Source organism: Streptomyces sp. HUAS TT7, from assembly GCF_051550175.1.
In the GTDB taxonomy this organism is placed as follows: domain Bacteria; phylum Actinomycetota; class Actinomycetes; order Streptomycetales; family Streptomycetaceae; genus Streptomyces.
Genome location: NZ_CP196176.1, coordinates 275519 through 293909 on the forward strand (window position 1 = coordinate 275519; position 18391 = coordinate 293909).

At 70.3% G+C, this 18391-nt stretch carries 14 protein-coding genes and 2 pseudogenes; 8 read left to right on the plus strand and 8 right to left on the minus strand.

What is annotated here, in order from left to right:
• Window positions 1–62 precede the first annotated feature (62 nt).
• Complete coding sequence (locus tag ACSHXC_RS41635; protein ID WP_438297416.1) at window positions 63–443, minus strand: hypothetical protein; 381 nt, start codon at window positions 441–443, stop codon at window positions 63–65.
• A gap of 225 nt (window positions 444–668) precedes the next feature.
• Between ACSHXC_RS41635 and ACSHXC_RS41640 the strand changes: the two genes are divergently transcribed.
• A complete protein-coding gene (locus ACSHXC_RS41640; RefSeq protein WP_438297418.1) occupies window positions 669–1688 on the plus strand; it encodes an Ig-like domain-containing protein in 1020 nt (339 codons plus the stop codon).
• A gap of 42 nt (window positions 1689–1730) precedes the next feature.
• On the opposite strand, the gene ACSHXC_RS41645 is transcribed toward ACSHXC_RS41640, so the two are convergent.
• Together ACSHXC_RS41645 and ACSHXC_RS41650 are read right to left on the minus strand one after the other, a co-directional pair.
• Window positions 1731–2012, minus strand: a complete 282-nt coding sequence (locus ACSHXC_RS41645) for a hypothetical protein (protein ID WP_438297420.1) — start codon at window positions 2010–2012, stop codon at window positions 1731–1733.
• Between the two features lie 300 nt (window positions 2013–2312).
• Window positions 2313–4331 (minus strand): PIG-L family deacetylase, encoded by a 2019-nt coding sequence (locus tag ACSHXC_RS41650; RefSeq protein WP_438297422.1) that lies wholly within the window; start codon window positions 4329–4331, stop codon window positions 2313–2315.
• Between the two features lie 397 nt (window positions 4332–4728).
• Here ACSHXC_RS41650 and ACSHXC_RS41655 point away from each other — a divergent pair, with 397 nt between their 5' ends.
• Window positions 4729–5733: a TIGR03842 family LLM class F420-dependent oxidoreductase gene (locus tag ACSHXC_RS41655; protein ID WP_438297424.1), complete on the plus strand. Its 1005-nt coding sequence runs from the start codon at window positions 4729–4731 to the stop codon at window positions 5731–5733.
• Here the strand turns inward: ACSHXC_RS41655 and ACSHXC_RS41660 are convergent.
• Together ACSHXC_RS41660 and ACSHXC_RS41665 are read right to left on the minus strand one after the other, a co-directional pair.
• Window positions 5708–5917, minus strand: a pseudogene (locus tag ACSHXC_RS41660) (ATP-binding protein); the annotation flags it as partial. The gene ACSHXC_RS41655 and the pseudogene ACSHXC_RS41660 overlap by 26 nt on opposite strands.
• A gap of 5 nt (window positions 5918–5922) precedes the next feature.
• Window positions 5923–6099: pseudogene (locus ACSHXC_RS41665) on the minus strand (winged helix-turn-helix domain-containing protein); the annotation flags it as partial.
• 429 nt (window positions 6100–6528) lie between these two features.
• On the opposite strand from ACSHXC_RS41665, the gene ACSHXC_RS41670 reads away from it, so the two are divergent.
• The gene (locus ACSHXC_RS41670; protein WP_438297426.1) at window positions 6529–7854 is read left to right on the plus strand and encodes a peptide MFS transporter; all 1326 of its coding nucleotides are present in this window, start codon (window positions 6529–6531) and stop codon (window positions 7852–7854) included.
• 288 nt (window positions 7855–8142) lie between these two features.
• On the opposite strand, the gene ACSHXC_RS41675 is transcribed toward ACSHXC_RS41670, so the two are convergent.
• Both ACSHXC_RS41675 and ACSHXC_RS41680 read right to left on the minus strand, forming a co-directional pair.
• On the minus strand, window positions 8143–10734 hold the full coding sequence (locus ACSHXC_RS41675; RefSeq protein ID WP_438297428.1) for an ABC transporter permease: 2592 nt from the start codon (window positions 10732–10734) through the stop codon (window positions 8143–8145).
• A 57-nt stretch (window positions 10735–10791) separates the two neighbouring features.
• Window positions 10792–11580 (minus strand): ABC transporter ATP-binding protein, encoded by a 789-nt coding sequence (locus ACSHXC_RS41680; protein WP_438297430.1) that lies wholly within the window; start codon window positions 11578–11580, stop codon window positions 10792–10794.
• Between the two features lie 1044 nt (window positions 11581–12624).
• Here ACSHXC_RS41680 and ACSHXC_RS41685 point away from each other — a divergent pair.
• The 5 genes from ACSHXC_RS41685 (at window position 12625) to ACSHXC_RS41705 (ending at window position 16732) form a co-directional block, all read left to right on the plus strand.
• Entirely contained in the window at window positions 12625–13251 is a 627-nt protein-coding gene (locus tag ACSHXC_RS41685) for a hypothetical protein (RefSeq protein WP_438297432.1), read from the plus strand.
• A 93-nt stretch (window positions 13252–13344) separates the two neighbouring features.
• Window positions 13345–14040 carry a class F sortase gene (locus tag ACSHXC_RS41690; protein WP_438297434.1) on the plus strand — a complete coding sequence of 232 codons (696 nt, stop codon included), beginning with the start codon at window positions 13345–13347 and terminating at the stop codon, window positions 14038–14040.
• Between the two features lie 14 nt (window positions 14041–14054).
• Window positions 14055–14900, plus strand: a complete 846-nt coding sequence (locus tag ACSHXC_RS41695) for a hypothetical protein (protein WP_438297436.1) — start codon at window positions 14055–14057, stop codon at window positions 14898–14900.
• A 38-nt stretch (window positions 14901–14938) separates the two neighbouring features.
• Entirely contained in the window at window positions 14939–16234 is a 1296-nt protein-coding gene (locus tag ACSHXC_RS41700) for a histidine kinase dimerization/phospho-acceptor domain-containing protein (RefSeq protein ID WP_438297650.1), read from the plus strand.
• A gap of 78 nt (window positions 16235–16312) precedes the next feature.
• A complete protein-coding gene (locus ACSHXC_RS41705; protein ID WP_438297437.1) occupies window positions 16313–16732 on the plus strand; it encodes a pentapeptide repeat-containing protein in 420 nt (139 codons plus the stop codon).
• A 404-nt stretch (window positions 16733–17136) separates the two neighbouring features.
• On the opposite strand, the gene ACSHXC_RS41710 is transcribed toward ACSHXC_RS41705, so the two are convergent.
• The gene (locus tag ACSHXC_RS41710) at window positions 17137–17913 is read right to left on the minus strand and encodes a polysaccharide deacetylase family protein (RefSeq protein ID WP_438297439.1); all 777 of its coding nucleotides are present in this window, start codon (window positions 17911–17913) and stop codon (window positions 17137–17139) included.
• Between the last annotated feature and the right edge of the window lie 478 nt (window positions 17914–18391).

Consider the following 18391-nt stretch of genomic DNA (forward strand, 5'->3'; position numbering starts at 1 on the left):
GGCGAGTTGAGGCTCTCACTCCCGGCGTACTACCGCCACGACCCGCCGTCAACAAACCACCGCTAGGCTCCGCGCACCCGGCCGATCGCCTGGCGCCACGAGGTGAACCCGGCCTCCGCGAGGACAAATTCGAGTTCCGCCAGGACGCGTGGCGGCGCCGAGGCATCGTTGAAGATCGTGGTTCCCACGGCGATGGCCGAGTTGACGGCGAGGGCGAACTCGAAGGCGTCGCGGCCCGATGCGATGCCGTCCATCCCGAGGGTCGGTACCTCGCGCACGGACCCCACGCGCATGGCCGCGTACACCTGGTACACGCAGCGAACCGCGACGGGCGGTGATCCGGACGGGCCGGGACACGGCACTCCGTTCCGGGCGGCGGCGCGCCCTGAGTACGCGGCCCCGGCGCGGGCACCCCGGAGCAGACGGATCCCCCGGCCTCCCATCGTCCTCCGGGGCGGCGGCCGGGGTGAGAGTCGTAATCCCCGTACGCGTCGGCCGAAAGCCCCGACTCCACGACGGCCCCGCCACGGCACACCCGTGGCACGTCTGCCCCACGGCCATAGATCAGCAAAAAGGCCATTATTAGGGATTTTGGAGAACCATTTGAGGCGACTGAGCCTCTTTGTCTGGGTACGCAGCCCGCGCACCGCACACGAGAAGAGGCACCCATGTCCGCCCCGCGCACCGCCGTTGCATCCGTACGCCGCCGTTCGGGCACGCTCATACGCCTGTCGGCCGCGGGCGGTGCGGGCGCGCTGTTGCTCACCGCGTGTTCGGGCGGCGGGCCGACGGCGGGCTCAGCCGCGGCCGACGCGAAGGGGCAGCAGGCGACGCCGGCCGTCGCTCCGGCCACGCCCACGCCCACCGGACCGGCCAAGGTCACCAGTGGTCCCGAGCTCGACTTCGACCTGACCCCGGGCAACGACAAGACGGTGGGCACCGGCCAGCCGGTCGCGCTGGAGTTCAGCAAGCCGGTCAAGAACAAGGCCGCCGTGGAGAAGGCCCTGACGGTGACCACCTCCAACCACACCGAGGGGGCCTGGGGTTGGGTCACCACGCCGACCGGTTACGACCGGCTCGACTGGCGGCCCAAGGACCCGTGGAAGACCGGCACCAAGGTCCAGGTCAAGGGAGACCTGACCGTCGTGGACCCGGGCGGCGCCCACTTCACCCGCGCCCTCGACCGCACCTTCACCATCGGCCGCGACCAGCGCCTCGTCGCCGACCTGGACACCCACACCCTGACCGTCAGGCTCGACGGCAGGACCACCCGCACGATCCCCATGTCCGGCGGCGAACCCGTCAAGGACCGCGCTTCACGGCCCGGCACCTTCGCGATCAAGACGAAGGAGCAGAAGGTCCGCATGAACTCCAAGTCGGTGGGCGGCCCCAAGGCGTACGACAAGGACGTGTTCTGGGCCATGCGGTTCAGCGACTCCGGCGGCTATCTGCACGCCGCGCCCTGGGCCGACGAGAACGGCGACCTCGGTCACCGCAACGGCAGCGCGGGATGCATCGGCATGTCCGACGCCGACGCCACCTGGCTGTTCAAGAACTCCCTCCTGGGCGACCTGGTCACCGTCAAGGGCAAGGAAGCCACCGCCGATCTCGGCGGCCCCGGCAACGGCTACGCCGACTGGACCCTGACCTGGGCGCAGTGGCAGGCCAAGAGCGCACTGCACAACTGACCTTCGTACGGGATGCCGTGGCGCGCAGCGGCCGCCCGGTAGTTACGTCTGCGGGGGTGTCTTGGTGCGGCGGCGGGTTGCGGCCCAGGCTGTGGCCAGGGTGGCGAGGGCGGTGAAGGCGGCCAGGCCGAGGGGGAGGGGCGAGTTCGTGGCGTCGTCGGCCGCGGGGGCGGCTACGGGGACGCCGCCGCCCAGGCCTTCGGCTGCGTAGGCGGTACCCGGCATCTTGTCCTGGTAGCGGCTGTTCACGAGGGCCTGGTATTCGGCGAGGGACACGCTTGGGGCGCCCAGGAGCTGTCCGGCCGCGGTGTCGAGCGGTTCCACCGTGTCGTCGTGCCAGGCGTACCAGGCGTTGGCCTGGGGTTCCAGGAAGGCGGTGCGGTGAGGGCCGGCCGCGCGGGTGTGGCGGGACTCGTCGTCGCCGGAGGAGATGGCTCCGCGTCACGTTCACACGCGGCGAGGAGGCCTCGTCCCTCTTCTGCACCTGGAACGGTCACCCGCCCTCGGTGCAGATCGACGACGGCCCGCACCGCTGAGGAGGGTCACCGCCCGCCTCCCACCCGTTGCCCGCCGAGGCTCGGGCGCGGCCAACGCACCTATTTCATAAGGGAGTTCGCGCATCTGCTACGCGACAGCCACCCGCCATGAGCCGTCGGGGGCGCTCGCCTCCGACGTTCGGGTCCAGTACAGCCTGCTGTCCAGGCCCAGCGCGGCGAGTACGCCGTCGGCTCCCGCCGGGGCGCCCGCGATGAGCAGTTCGGCGGTGGTCCACTGCGGGCGGCCCCCGCCGACCTGGGCGGTGCCGAGCGTGCCGTCGGGGCCGCGGCCGGCGATGGCCGGGCCGCAGAGGCCGACCGCGCCGTAGCCGCCGACTCCGCCCAGGTCGGTGACGACGGGCCGGGCGGAGCCGTCGAGCACGGCCGTCTGCACGGCGCCGGAGTCGGGCTTGCGGAAGAACACCCTGATCCCGTCGCCGTCGGCGCACGCGGAGAGCCCGGCGGCCGTGGTCGCGGGCAGCCCGCTCTTCGCGGGCCGGGCCGGGACGTCGGTTCCCGGCTTCGGCTGGGACCAGGCCAGTACGGACGACCGGGTGACGGCGACGACATGGACGCGTCCGGCGCGGTCGGTCGTGGCGACCGGGTCGCCGTGCAGGCCGCTGCCGCCCAGGTCGCGCCATGCGGACCACTGTCCGGGCGGGCTCTGCTCGCTCGCGTACAGCCGGGTGTCTCCGCCGCGTACGAACACGGTGAGCCGGCCCGAGCCGTCCACGGCGGGCGCCGGGGCCGACAGGTCGGACAGGGCCGTGGTGCCGCTGCGGGCCGGCGAGCCGAGCGGCTGGAACGGGCCGAAGTCGCCTCCGGGACGCTGCTGGAAGGCCGCCACCACGTCACGTCGGTAGTCGGCGCCCTTGCCGAGGCGGCTGCGGGTGGCGAACACGGCGATGCGTCCGTCGGGCAGGGGCGCCGAGGTGAGTCCGGTGTCCAGCGGCCCATCCGCCGCGAGGAGCTTCGGCCCGGCCCACGTGCCTTTCGCGCCGGGTGTCTTGTGCCAGACGGCGAGCTTCTGGTCGAGTACGCCGAACGCCCACAGCCCGCCGTCCTTGTCCCTCTGGAGCCAACTGGTCGAATTGGCGCGGGAGTAGCGCACCGACTGGGCCCAGTTGTTTCCGTAGGGGCGGTTGGAGACCTTGCGGTCGCCGCAGCCGGCCGGGCTGTTGCAGTAGTTGTCCTTCGGGTCCATCCAGGCGTACGTCTTGACCGTTTCCGCCTTGGCGTCGGCGGCCTTCTTGCCGAAGGTGTGCGGCAGGTAGCTGGTGTTGTAGCCGAGGTAGGTCTGCACGGTGAAGCTCGGGCGGTCCGGGGCGGTGGCGTACCGCTGGAGCGCGGCCTGGGCGAAGCGGGCGCTGAAGACGTGGTCCTGGTGGTCGATGATCTTGTTGTTCTCCCGGGCCGGGGTGGGGTCCAGGGTGCGCACGTGGGTGGGTCGGAAGTGCCGCAGCAGACCCGCGAGCGCCTCGACGAGCTGATCCCTGGTGTAACTGGCCTGCTTTGCAGGGGTGTTGGAGGCGAGTAGCAGCTCCAACGAGGGCGTCTTGCCGTCCCACAGGCCGCGCAGGCTGTGCGGCACGTCCTTGTACATCTCCCGGGCCTCGCGCAGCTGCATCCAGACCAGACTGATCTGCGGGTGGGCCCGGAGGGTGTTCAGCTCGGCGGTGGCACCGCCGACGGTGGGTATCGAGGTGCGGTCCCAGGGGCTGGTCTTGTCGCCGGTCGCCATCTGCGCGTACGCCGCGCGTATGCCGTTCTGCCGGGCCTCGGCGTAGCGCGCGTGGTCGGCGGGCGGCATGGGGTGGCCCGGCCCCCCACGCCCGGGGGCGTTGACGCCGTCGGCCTCCCCCGACGTCACGTACACCGAGGTCATCGGCCGGCCGGAGCGTATCGAGTGGCCGGTGTCGGGGTTCATGAAGAAGAGGTCGTCGTCAGGGTGCGCGACGACCTGGAGTACGGACTCGTGGCTCTCGGCCCGCGCGGCCGGTACGCCGTCGGCCCCCACTGTGCCGTCCGCCCCGTCCGTGCCGCCCAGCCGGGAAGCGGCCACGTATCCGGCTCCGCCGACCAGCGCCACGGCCGCGGATCCGATCATGAAGTTCCTGCGGGACGGCGCGGATCGGTGCTGCCTGGGCGTCATGTACGTGTTCTTTCGGTACGGCAGCCCGTCAGGGCCGTGCGGACGTGCAGCACCGCCTCGCCGTGCCCGGTCGCGGTGCTCGGACCGGGACTGGTCGGAACCCGATCCCATAGGGAGACGAGGAGATGAGGAATTGGGTTTATCGATGCTTGTGCGCACCTTGTTGCGATTTGGTCGCGTCCTTGATCGTGACGCACGCGGAGGCGGTACGGAGGCGTGCTGCCGCGGGGCCATGAATGCGCCAGGCCACGGGCCGCACCAGGTGCTGGTTCGGCGCGATTCGATCTTCCTGCGCAACCGGGCCCTGACGGAGGCTGAGCGGACGGGATGATCGAGCAAGGAGTGTGTGCGCATGGATTTCGGAGTCGTCCTGCAGACCGATCCGCCCGCCTCGGCCGTCGTCGATCTGATGCGGCGCGCGGAGGACAACGGCTTCCGCTACGGCTGGACCTTCGACTCGTCGGTGCTCTGGCAGGAGCCGTTCGTCATCTACAGCCGCATCCTGGAACACACCGAACGCCTCGTGGTGGGCCCGATGGTGACGGCTCCGGGGCCGAGGTCACTGGAAACCACAGCGTCGACGTTCGCCACCCTGAACGACATGTACGGCAACCGCACGGTCTGCGGCATCGGGCGTGGCGACTCCGCGATGCGGGTGGCGGGCCGCAAGCCCAACACGCTGGCCCGCCTTGGCGAGGCGATGGGTGTCATCCGTGACCTCGCCGAGGGCCGCGAGGCCGACGTCGACGGGCAGCGCCTGCGACTGCCCTGGGTGAAGAACGGCAAGCTGCCCATCTGGATGGCGGCGTACGGCCCCAAGGCCCTCGCGCTCGCCGGCGAGAAGGCCGACGGCTTCATCCTCCAGCTCGCCGACCCCTTCCTCACCGAGTGGATGGTCAAGGCGGTCCGCACGGCCGCCGCCGACGCGGGCCGCGACCCCGCCGCGATCACGATCTGCGTCGCCGCCCCCGCCTACATCGGCGACGACCTCGCCCACGCCCGCCAGCAGTGCCGCTGGTTCGGCGGCATGGTCGGCAACCACGTCGCCGACCTCGTCGCCCGCTACGGCGAACACTCCGGCCTCGTCCCCGAAGCGCTCACCGAGTACATCAAGGCGCGCGAGGGCTACGACTACAGCCACCACGGCCGCACCGACAACCCCGACACCGCCTTCGTACCCGACGACATCGTCGACCGCTTCTGCCTGCTCGGCCCGCCCCAGGCCCACATCGACAAACTCCAGACCCTGCGCGACCTCGGCGTCGACCAGTTCGCCCTGTACGCCATGCACGACGCCCGCGAGGAAGCCATCGACGCCTACGGACAGCAGGTCATCCCCGCCCTCGCCCAGGACTGATCCCGGGTTCTCGCCGGGGACGGACCCGCACCGTCTGGCCTCCCGAAGGGTTGGCCGAGGCGTCCACGGGCCAGCCGTGGGCGCGGGCGATCGAGGCCACGATGGACAGGCCGAGCCCCGCGCCCTCGCCGGGTTTGTGCTCGCGTTACGCGACGCGGTGGAACGGTTCGAAGAGGTGCGGAACCGGTCACCCAGCATGCCGCGCGGTCTGCTGACGGCGCTCCCGACCGCGTCGGTCTGGTAGCTGCTGCCCTCTTCCCAGACCTGCTCGATCAGGTCCTCGCTGCTCACCGCGTCGCCGCCCGCGCGCACGAGGGTCTCCAGGATTGCGAACTCCTTGTGGGACAGCTCCAGTTGGCGTCCGTCCCAGGGGCGCCGTCCGGTCGTCTGGATCGCCGGGCCCTCCTCCACCGCCGACATCGAGCCGGCACCGTGCGAGGGTGCCCACGGCCCTCGCTCTTTCGACGTGGTGCTGGTCACGGGGACCGGCTCCGAGCAGGGCGTACGCCCCGCGGACTCGTGACCAAAGGCCCGTGGCCATCACGCCGAGAGCCCCTGGGGAGCGCTGCACTCACGCACCTAACGTGGACCATATTTCCGTTTTTGTACCGGCTGGGCGGTTCAGCCGTCCCGTTCCGGACCACCCCGAGGAGCGCCCGACCATGTCCCCCACGGCCACCCCCTCCCGTACCGGATCGGAGGTGATCGCAGAGAACCGCGCCCCGGTCAGGGGTCTGCTGCCGTTGTGCTTGAGTGAGGCAGCCGAGCGGTTCTCCTTAGCGGTCCTTCTACGGCATGAGGGCCGTGCTCGCCCTCTTCCTCGTCGACACCGCGAACGGGCTCGGCATGAGCCCGGCCATGGCGACCGCGCTCGTCGGCGCCTACCTGTCGGCGTGCTACTTCACCGCGCTGCCCGGCGGCTGGCTCGCCGACCGGGTGCTCGGCGCCCGGCGGGCCGCGCTGATCGGCGGCGTCGTCATCCTGCTCGGCCATGTGGCGCTCGCCCTGGACCTCGGCGCGTGGACCGTCTACACCGGCCTCGTGCTGATCGCGCTCGGTACCGGTCTACAGAAGCCCAACATGACCGCCCTGGTGGGCAAGCTCTTCGGCCACCGCAGTGACCAGGAACGCGACGCGGCGTACAGCAAGTTCTACGCCAGCATCAACATGGGCGGGCTGCTCGCGACGCTGCTGGTCGGCTGGCTCGGCGTGCACTTCGGCTGGCCGGTGGCGTTCGGGGCGGCCGCCGTCGGCATGGCCGTCAGCCTCGTCGTGTTCCTCGCCTCGGGCGGGCTGCGCGAGGCGGACGACCGGCCCGGCAACCCGCTCTCGCCCGCCGAGCGCGTCAAGGTCCTCAAGAACACCGGCATCGCCGTGGCCGCGGTGACCGTGCTCGGCGCCGCCGCGTGGCTCACCGGCGGGCTGACGCTCTCCCACTGCCTGACCGCCTTCTCGGTGCTCGCGGTCCTCGCACCGGTCTGGTACTTCACGAGGCTCCTGCGCACCCGGGACATCGACGCCCGGGGCCGGGCCGGCATCCGCGCGTACGTGTGGCTGTTCGCCTCGGCGGTCGTCTTCTGGGCGATCTTCGACCTGGCGGCGTCCAACGTCCAGCTGTTCGCCAACGACCACGTCGACATGCTCGGGCTGCCCTCCACCTGGCAGGCAGCCCTCAACCCGATCATGATCGTGCTGTTCGCGGGGGTGCTCGCCGCGGTGTGGAAGCGGGTCAGCGTCTCGGCCCCGGCCAAGTTCTCCACCGGCCTGGTGCTGTGCGGCATCTCGTTCCTGCTGCTCGCGATCGCCGCCACGCAGGCCACCGGCACCGTGCGGATCTCCATCATGTGGCTGGTCGGCCTGTACTTCCTGCAGACGCTGGGCGAGTTGTTCCTCAGCCCGACCGGCCTGTCCATCAGCCACAAGCTGGCCCCGGCCGGCATGGGCTCCCAACTCGCGGGCTTGTTCTTCCTGTCGGCCTCGACCGGCGACGCCATCGGCAGCCAGGTAGCGAGCCACCTCACCGGCACCACGCTGTACCTGGCGCTCGGCTCGATCGCGGTATTCGCCGGTGTCGCCATGGCGATGGCGACACCCCGGATCAGGGCGCTCGTCCAGGAGTGACGGCGGGGGGCGGCAACGGCAGCGGCGCATGCCGTGTCCTCGTTGTTGCCGGATCAGGGCGCCGCAGTGGGCGAGGGGGTCGGGTACAGGCCGTGTCATACGTGGCTGATCCGTCCCCCACCCGGACCGCTTGGCCGAGCCGAGACAGGCCCCCGCGCTGCCCGCCGGGGGCCTGGCGCCATCATGCCCCGGGCGGGCAGCGCTACTGCTGGAAGGTCCCTCGGTGGGGGCCGATGTCCGGGTCCTCTCCGGGCAACGGTCGAGCCGCCTCCCCCGTTCGAGGATCACTCACGCCGCCTGGATCGACTCCAGCACGTTCAGGCGGGCGGCCCGCCGGGCCGGCCAGATCGCCGCCAGTACGCCGATCACCAGGGCGAGCAGCAGGAACAGCCCGAGCCTGCCCCACGGCAGGACCATCTCGTACGTCTTCATCGCACCGCCGGTGAGGCTGCCGCCCGCCCAGGCCAGGAAGATGCCCGTGCCGATGCCGAGGAGCGCACCGAAGAGCGAGATGACGACGGATTCGAGGCGGACCATCTGCTTGACGCCGGCCCGGTCGAGGCCGATCGCGCGCAGCATGCCGATCTCTCGGGCCCGCTCGAAGACCGACATCGCGAGGGTGTTGATGACGCCGAGCACCGCGATCACGACGGCCATGGCGAGCAGTCCGTAGATCATGTTCAGCATGAGGTCGATGGTGCCGGCCCCGGCCTTGGTCAGCTGATCCTGGCTCTGCACCTTGAGCAGCGGGCTGTTGCCGAGCGCGTCCCGCAGGCTCTTCTCCAGGCCGTCCGCCTTGCCGGGCTCGGCCTTGACCAGGATGCTGTCGACCTTCTTCGGGGTGTACGAGTAGGGCTGGACGTCGCCCGTCGTGCCGAGTACGTCGCTGACGGTCGGGTTGGCCTCGTAGATGCCGGCGACGCGCAGCTTGCGCGCGGGGCCCCCGGCGTCTCCGCCGCCGAAGGTGTACTTGGCGTCCACGGTGTCGCCGACGCGGATGCCGTGCTTGGCCGCGAAGTCGTCCGCGACGGCGACCCGGCCCGGGCCGAGGTCGCCGAGTGAGCCGCCGGTGAGGCGGAGGTCAGTGACCTTGCCGAGTTGCGCCGGGTCGGAGCCGGTGATGGTGGCGTACGTGCCGTTCAGGTCGACCGGGGCCGAGGTCATCGGGGTCGCGGCGGCGACGCCGGGGAGCTTGGCCAGCTTCTGGGCGGCGTCCGTGTCGAGGCCGTTGTAACTGGTGTTGTCGACGCGGTAGTCGGCGGCCATGCCCTGGGTGGTCATCTTGGCGGAGGCCTCCTGGGTGGAGACTCCGGCCACGGTAATGCCGGTGATGAGGGTGAGGCCGATCATCAGGGCCGAGGCGGTGGCGGCGGTGCGCCGCGGGTTGCGCAGCGCGTTCTCCTTGGCGAGCTTGCCGCTCACCCCGAACAGCCGGAGCGTGACCCTGCCCGCCAGCGAGACCAGGGGCCGGGAGAGCAGCGGGGCCAGGACGATCACGCCGATCAGGGTGAGCGTGGAACCGAGCATGGCGATCTGGAGGTTGTTGTCGGCGGCGTCCTTGAGCGTGGAGACGTACAGCATGGTCACGACGCCGAGGCCGCCGATCAGCAGGCCGATGACGTTGCGGATCAGCAGGCCGCGCGGCGCCGGGGGCAGCTCGGCGGTGCTCATCGCCTCGACCGGTGCGACCTTCGCGGCTTTGCGGGACGGCAGCCACGCCGACAGGACGGTCACACCGACGCCGACCGCGAGCGCCGAGATCACCGCGCCCGGGCCGATCACCAGCGGCCCGTCGGGCAGGCCCGCGCCGCCCGCGTTGAGCAGCGGCCGCATGACCGAGGCGATGCCGAGGCCGAGCGCGAAACCGACGACCGAAGCGCCGAGCCCGAGCAGCGCCGCCTCGATGAGGACCGAGCGCACGACCTGACGGCGGGAGGCACCGACCGCGCGCAGCAGGGCGATCTCCCGAGTGCGCTGGACGATCAGCATGGTGAAGGTGTTGGCGATGATGAACACGCCCACGAACAGGGTGATGCCGGCGAACACCAGAAGCATCTTGGTCAGTGACTTGGTGTTCTCGGCAATCCTCCGCGACTGCTCGGCGGCGAGCTGGGCGCCGCTGGTGGCCGTCGCCCTGTCCTTGGGGAGCAGCGCCTGCACCTCGTTGGTCAGGGCCTGGTCGTTGGTGCCGGGCTTGGCGCGGACCACGAGCTCGTCGTACTGGCCGGGCCGCAGATACAGGTTCTGGGCCGTCTTGGTGTCGAAGAGGGCGAGGCTGCCGCCCGCCGTCACGCGCGGGTCGTCGGTGGAGACGGTGCCGACCAGCTTCTTGGTGAACGCGGGGCCGTCGATGGCGAACCGTACGGTGTCGCCGATGGCGTACCCGGCCTTCTCGGCGGTCTTGGCGTCGAGCACGATCTCGTCGGCCAAGGCCGGGCCACGGCCGGCCTTCAGGGGGTACCGGGCGTCCTTGCCGTCCTGGCCGGGGACGTAGTTCGCCGCCAGGTTCTGCCAGCTGTTGTCCGCGTTGACGGGCCGGCCGTCCTTGCCGGCCAGGGTCGCACGGCCGTTGACGGTGGGGCGTACGGATTCGACACCGGCCAACTTGCCTATTTTCCAGGCGAGTTGGTCGTCGAGAGCGGTGGACCGCTTCGCGTCGTCGTGCTGTTTCGGGGCCCGGCCGGTCGAGGCGTCATGAGCCTGTACGGAGACCGCGACGCCGTCGAGGCTCTTGGCGGAGGCGCCCCGGAAGGCGGCCGTGGTGGTGTCGCCGAAGACCAGGGTTCCGGCGACGAAGGCGACGCCGAGCATGACGGCAAGAGCCGTCATGATCAATCGGGCTTTGTGCGCAAGGAGATTGCGCAGGGCTGTACGCAGCATGGTGTGTGTCTCGGTCCTGAGGTGCGGGAGGGGGACGGCGGGCGGCTCTGCGCTACGTCAGCTCGTACGCCCCTTGGCCTCGAAGAGCCGCATCCGGTCCAGGACGCCCTCGGCGGTCGGCTCGGTCAGTTCGTCGGTGAGGCGGCCGTCGGCGAGGAACACCACGCGGTCCGCGTGGGCGGCGGCCACCGGATCGTGCGTGACCATGACGACGGTCTGGCCCAACTCCCGTACGGAGCCGCGCAGGAAGCCCAGGATTTCGGCGCCGGAGCGGGAGTCGAGGTTGCCGGTGGGCTCGTCCGCGAAGATGATCTCGGGGCGGGACGCGAGGGCGCGGGCCACGGCGACGCGCTGCTGCTGGCCGCCGGAGAGCTGGCTGGGGCGGTGGGCGAGGCGGCCGGAGAGGCCGACCGTGTTCACGACCGTGTCGAGCCACTGCCGGTCGGGCACGCGGCCCGCGATCGCCATCGGGAGAGTGATGTTCTCGTACGCAGTGAGGGTGGGCAGCAGGTTGAAGGCTTGGAAGACGAAGCCGACCTTGTCGCGCCGAAGCCGGGTCATCTGACGGTCATTCAGGCCGGTCAGCTCGGTGTCGCCGATCCGCGTTGAGCCCGACGAGACGGAGTCGAGGCCCGCCATGCAGTGCATCAGCGTCGACTTGCCCGAACCCGAGGGCCCCATGATCGCGGTGAAGCTGCCTCGCGCGAAGTCGACCGAGACCGAGTCCAGGGCGACCACGCGGGTCTCGCCCTGGCCGTAGACCTTGCTCAGGCCGACGGCGCGAGCGGCGGCGCCGGTGGAGGTGGGGGTGGGGGTGTGCAGTGGGGCGGGCGCGGCCTGCGGCATGAAGGCTCCGGGGCTTGCTGAAAGGGGGACGGCCAACTCCTCTCCATGCTCCGTGCCGGGTGCCCCTCGATCCGTAGCCCTGAGGGCGTGAATACGCGGTCAGCCCTACGTCGGACCGAAAGCGCGCCGGTAGTCCCAAGGGACTACGACGGATCGGTCGAAAGGCAGAGAGGCGCCGGGGACCGCCCAGGCCTCTCCGGCAAGGCGCCCGGTGTGAGCCGGGTGGGAACGCCTTGCGCGAGAGGGCGCTGCGGCGGGACGAAGAGCTTCCTCCGGCGCTGCCGCCAGGCCGCCTGCACCCCTCGACGGCCACGGCCGTGACCTTCAGCCTCGCGAGGGCCGGCATGACCGTGGCCAGGGCCTCGCGGGGCATGACGACGACCTCGGCGAGGGCGCGCACACCGCCCGGCCCCGGCTGCCGGCCGAGGCAGATGCGGTGACGGGTGACGCTCAGTACGGAGGTGCCGTGGCAGGAGAAGCAGCGTGCCATCGCACCCTCTGCTCCAGGCCCCCACAGCGCTGGGGCAAGCCGCCCCCCCCCCCGGCCCCGCGGGGAACTGATACGAACCCCGCGGTTCCCAAGTGACCCACGCCGTACGCGCCGTGCGCGCTCCGATGGTGAGGGCCGCCGGAATTGCGGCCGCAACCACCAGGAGCCCCAAGGGGCGATTGCACCCACTTCGCGCGGTCGCCCCCCACCACGAGAAGCCCCACGTGGGTCCTCCTGCCAGACGGCCACCGACGCCAAGGCCGACTGGATCGCCTCCGACCGGACCGGCAAGTAGGGCCGCCCGGTCAACTCCCTTACGCAATCAGCACGTTGAGCGGATCGCACCACCGGATTCCTCGTACGGCACTTTCGAGGCTCGGCCATACCCATCGGTTTGTTACGAGCCCTATGGCACACCGTTACATCACTGGGCAATCTTCGCAATATGCGACATTTACGTTGTCGGAGTCAGATGAAGTCCTCGCAGTGACCAGCCGGGCAGCCCAACGGGCACAGGCCGGGGTTTCGTTGTGTGTAGTGAGAAGGAAGAGCTCTTGACCAGCAATCGCCGTGCCCTCGTCCGCGCCGTCGCTGTCTCCGCTGCCGTGAGCGGTGCGCTGCTCGCTCCAGCCGCTGTGGCCTTCGCCGACAGCCCCGCTCCCGCGCCGTCGCAGTCCGCTTCATCGACCCCCTCCCCCGACAGCAAGTCCGACAGCAAGAAGGACGAGAAGAAGAAGGACGACAAGGAGCAGGACGCCCAGGAGTTCAAGCTCAGCAACAACGCGGTCGCGCACGTCTACAAGCTGCCCAAGGGCGGCTACATGGCGTGGATCACGATGAACGGCCAGCGCATAGCGAACCTCAGCGCCGAGAACCCGACCGCCACGGTCAAGGGCTACAAGTACGAGCTCAACCAGGCCAACGGTTTCGTGGGCGTCGTGCACCCCGACGGCTGGCACAGCGAGCAGGACAAGCCGAAGCCGAACTCGGGCGACAAGAAGAAGGACGACGTCCGGCAGCGTGACGGCAAGACCGTGACGCCGAAGGGCGGCGTCAAGGCCGGCGCCGAGGGCGTCCAGGAGCAGAACCCGGCATTCCTCGTCGCCGGCGGCGGCATGGCGGCGGCCGGCGCCGCCGGTCTCGGCTACGCGATGCTGCGCCGCGGTCGCGTCAAGGCCTGACCCCGGGCCGTACGGCCACCTCTTCCCCTCACCGCACCCCGGGCCGCCGAACGGAGCCGATCCGTCCGGCGGCCGCCCTCTGCAGGAGTTCTCGTGCCCAGCACCCCCGAAGCGTCCGCCGAACGCGGCATCTCCCACCCCGGCGTCGACGGGCGACCGGACACCGCCGCGACACGGGCACCGCGCCCGGCCCGGCGCACCCGGCATTTCGCGGCGGCCGCCCTCCTCACCGGGGCGCTCGGCATCGGCCTCATCGCCTGCGGCTCGGGAGGCAACGCCCCCGACGTGAACGTGAAGAACACCGCGTCCGCCGTCGCAAGCAGCGCCGCCGCCCCGATGAAGGAGTCCAAGCCGACGGGGCTGCGCATCCCGTCGGCGGGCGTCGACGCGAAGTCGATGCTGGACCTGGGCGTCGACGGCGACCAGGAGTTGCAGGTGCCGCCGGTGGACAAGGCGAACGAGCCGGGCTGGTGGACGGGCGGCGTGACGCCCGGCGAGAAGGGCGTGTCCGTCATCGTCGCGCACTACGACACCGCCAAGGGCCCGGCGCTGATGAAGGACGTTGCCAAGGTCAAGGTGGGCGACAGCATCGAGGTGCCGCGCGCGGACGGCAGCACGGCGACGTTCAAGGTGCGCGAGATCCAGCAGGTGAACAAGAAGAACTTCCCCACGGACAAGGTGTACGGCAAGACCGACCGTCCTGAGCTGCGCCTGCTGACCTGCGGCGGCCCCATCAAGGACGGCCATCGCACGGACAACATCGTTCTGTACGCCGACCTCGTCAAGTAACGGACCCCGCAGGCGTGCACCGGACGGCCGAGAGAGCAGGCAGCAGGCGGATCGCGCACGCGGTGCGCTCCGTCGGGCACCCGAGGCGCGGCAGGGCCGGCCATCCCGTACTGAGAGCGCTCGTCGTCCTGTCCACGGTCGGCCTGCTCCTGACCGGCTGCGGCCACCCGGGCAGCCTGCACAGCGCGGGCGCCACCCCGACCGCGATCGCGCCCGCACAGCTCTGGCCGGACGCGCCGTCCGCCCCGGCGCCGGCGCCGGACTACAACGGTATTCGGCCCGAGGCGGTCGAGGGCGTGGCGGTGCCGGGCGGGAACCTGCACGCGGTAAACCCGGTCGACATCGTCAAGGCCCAGCTGGCGCACCACTCGGACACCTTCGACGATCCGCTGGCCATGTACGACGCGACGGCCCGAGCAATCGACGCGTGCACGGGCGCGGGTGTCGGCGCGTGCCCGGTCCGCAAGGCCTACTACCGCGATCTCACCGGCGACGGAGGGGACGACCTGGTCGTCGGCATCGGCATGCCCGAGCATCAACTTGCCGTCCGCGTCTACGCGTTGCAGCACGGCAAGCTGGAGATGATCATGCACCAGTTCGGCATCATCGTCAGTGTCCAACTGGCCGGACGCGATGTCGCGATCCACTCCAGGGACGGCCTCCCGGGGTTCGAGCAACACACGGTCTGGTCATGGGACGCACAGCGCCGGGCGATGCTGATCACGCGCGACGACTCCGTCCGCACCGCCCGCCCCACGCCTCACCTCGACGCCCCCACACGTTCGCTTACCCCTGCCGCGGCTCCGTTCTCCGGCGGTGTCTGCGATCCGTTCGACTCCTGCCCGCAGGACACACCGTGAGCCGTCCTCTCAACCGCCTCCGTCGCGGCGCGCACGCTCTGCTTCTGCGGTTGCCCTCGTGGACGGCCACGCTCACCTGGAAGGCCGCGGTCTTCATCACCGTGATGTGCTGCGGGCTCACCGCCCTGCTCGGCACCCTCGTGCACATCTCGGTGACCAAGCAGGTCGTGGGCCAGGCGGAGCAGCGCGCACTGTCGCGGCTGGCCGTCGCCACGAAGGCGTACCAGGCGGGAAACCGGCCCGGCCCTGACACGGGCGTGGATCCCGACGGTCTGCCCGGGCCGCTCAGAACCCTCGCGGCGGACGGCAGGCGCGGCACGATGGTGAGCACCGTCGGCGAACGGCCGGTCATGTGGGCAGCGGGGCCGGTGGACGGCGGGCGCGCGCTGGCCGTGCGGATGGACTACTCCTCCAGTGTGCGCACGATCGAGGGCTTCGACCGGGCGATCCTCTGCTCGTCCGTGCTGGCCATCGGGGCCACCCTCCTGGCCGGCGCGTTCGCCGTGACGCGCGTGACGCGGCGGCTGCACACGACCGCGACGGTGGCCCGCAGGATCAGCGCGGGTGATCTCGACGCACGCGTCGACGATCCACGGGTGCGGGGTACCGGCCGTCATCAGGACGAGGTGGCGTCGGTCGCCGGGGCGCTCGACACCATGGCGTCGTCGTTGCAGGGGCGGCTGTTGAGCGAGCAGCGGTTCACCGCGGACGTGGCGCACGAGCTGCGCACCCCGCTGACCGGTCTGCACACGGCGGCCGAGCTGCTCCCGCCGGGCCGCCCGACCGAGCTCGTCCGCAACCGGGTGTCGGACCTGCGCACGCTCACCGAGGACCTCCTGGAGATCTCCCGGCTCGACGCGCGCACGGAAACCCTGGACCTGGCGTCCCACCAACTCGGGCCGCTGCTGGATCGCATGGTGCGAGGCTCCGGCCTGGAGACCCATGTGGATGTCGTACACGACATCACGGCGGAGACCGACCGGCGGCGCCTGGAGCGCGTGCTCGGCAACCTCACCGCGAACGCCCACAAGCACGGGCTCGCACCGGTCGTCCTGACCGTGGACGGCCCGGTGATCACCGTACGCGACCACGGCTCCGGGTACCCCGACTACCTGATCGAGCACGGTCCCCGCCGGTTCCGCACCGAGGGCACCAACATGGGCCACGGCCTGGGCCTGACGATCGCGCTCGGACAGGCCCAAGTCCTGGGCGCACAGCTCACGTTCGCCAACGCCGCCGACGGCGGGGCGGTGGCCACGCTGGTGCTGCCGCACGGCGGTGATCCGGAGGACCTGGTGGCGACGCAGGCCGCCGAGCCGGTGTCCGGCCAGTAGGCCACCCGGCGAGTCAGACCCGTACGCGGCGCTCCCCCCCCCCACGCACACTACGAGGTGTGGCTGCACACCGTCCGTATGGTCGGCACCAACCTCGCGGAGACCACCTGGCTGGACAGCGAGTGCACAGCCGGCATCTTCGCCGGCACGGAAATCCACGGCAGCGAGATGCGCCGCGTCGTCTTCCACCAGTGCAAGTTCGACTCGGTCAACTTGCGTGCCACCTCACTGAAGGACGTCGTCTTCGCCGACTGCCTGCTGCGGGATGTGGATTTCGCCGGGGCGCAACTGGCGGACGTCCGCTTCCCCGGCTCGACCCTGGACCGGGCACGGCTCGACCGGGCCACCCTGACCAGGGTCGATCTGCGCGAGGCCAGCAGCCTGGGCATTGCCTCCGGGATCGACGCCCTGAACGGCGCCACGATCAGCACGCCCCAGCTGTTCGACCTGGCTCCCCTTCTGGCCCAGCACATCGGCCTCACCGTGAGCGACAACTGACCTTCACGAAACCGGCGGCTACGGCCTTTGGTCCTCCAGGCGCTTCCCCCTGAAGTTCCTGATGGAGCCGGGACGGTGGCTGCACTGCGTGGTGCGTGAGATGTGTCTGCTTCGAGGGCGAAGCACGCTTCACCCGCCGGCCGGGGGAAGGGCCTTCCGTTCGGGCTTGGTTCGAGTTCCGCATCGGGGCAGATCAACCAGAGGGCTCGGTCCCAGGCGTCCACGGTGGTCGCCAGGACCTTCTGGCCGTCGTACTGCCGAGGCAACAATGCGTGAGGACGCAGTGCTACCTTCTTCAAGAAATCACCTCACGGGAGGATGAACATGACCCACCCGTGATCACATCTCTCCTTGCCCGCCGTCCGGTCGGCCTTACCAAAGCCACGGAGGTCAGGACTTGGCGCTCAGCGCTGCGGAAAACCGAACCCGTAACCCTGCTGCTTCATCCACGGCAGCAACTGCTCCAGTGCGTCCACCGTTTCGCCGCGATTTCCGCCGCCGTCGTGGAAAAGAACGGTCGGCCCGTTGCTCATCTCGCTCTTCACCGTGTTCACTATCGATTCGGTGCCCTTGCGCTCGAAGTCCTTGCTGTCGACGTTCCAGCCCAGCGGTCGCATGCCGTGGTCTGCGGCGAGCTGGCGGCTGTAGGGAGTGAAGGCGCCACCCGGTGCACGGTAGTACTCGACCTTCGCGCCGCCCGCGGCGTCCTCGATCATCTTCTGGGCGTCGAGTATCTGCTCGGACTGATAGCTGTCGGGCTTCTTGCCCATGCCGATGTTGTGGCTGATGGTGTGATCGCACAGCTTGTGGCCGGCCGCGACGACCTTCTTGACCAGGTCGGGGTGTGCCTTGGCCTGCGGGCCGATCATGCAGAAGACCGCCTTGACATCGTTGTTCTTGAGCACCTCCAGCACCTTGGGGGTCCACACCGGGTCCGGGCCGTCGTCAATGGTGATGTTCAGGCTCTTTCCCGGCCGGTCGGAGGCGTGCACGATGCTCGGATCCACCTTGGACGGTGCCGAGTTCTGCGACGTGGCCGGCTTGGAGGGCTTGGCATCCGCGCCGGATCCGTTTCCCTCGGCAAACGCGAACACCCCCGCAACGCCCAGCAGAGCCACGGCTGTCGCGGCTATGCCTACGATCCTTCCTTCAATGCCGCCGCGCTGTCCCAGCTTTGTCATCGCCCATTCCGTCCTTCCGCGGTGCGAGTACTGCCGATCACGTGTTGTGCACTCGCTGACTTCACCAGGACAGATACGAAGTGAACCCGAGCGGATGCGCCTGTTACCGAATCATCAAGAATCTCTTTGACTTGTTCTCGGTCCCCGTGAGTGACGTTCCCGGTCAGCACAAGAGGGGGACCCGGCTGACCGAAGACGTGCCCTATCTGATCAGAGCCAACTTCCGCACGATCAAGGCCCGTGACGGGTGAGGCTCCATGGGCACCTCCACCGGCGGCTTCGCGGGGCTCAAGTCCGTGCTCCAGAAGCCGGACAAGTTCAGGCGGTGATGGCCAACGGCCCCGGCATGGTCCCGGACTCGCTCCTGTGGCAGGGCCACGAAAGGGAGAAGGCGGCGAACAACCCCCGGGTCCTCGCCCCGAAGCTCATCCAGAACGGCGGACCCGAGGTCTGCCTCGCTTTCCAGATCGGCGACGGC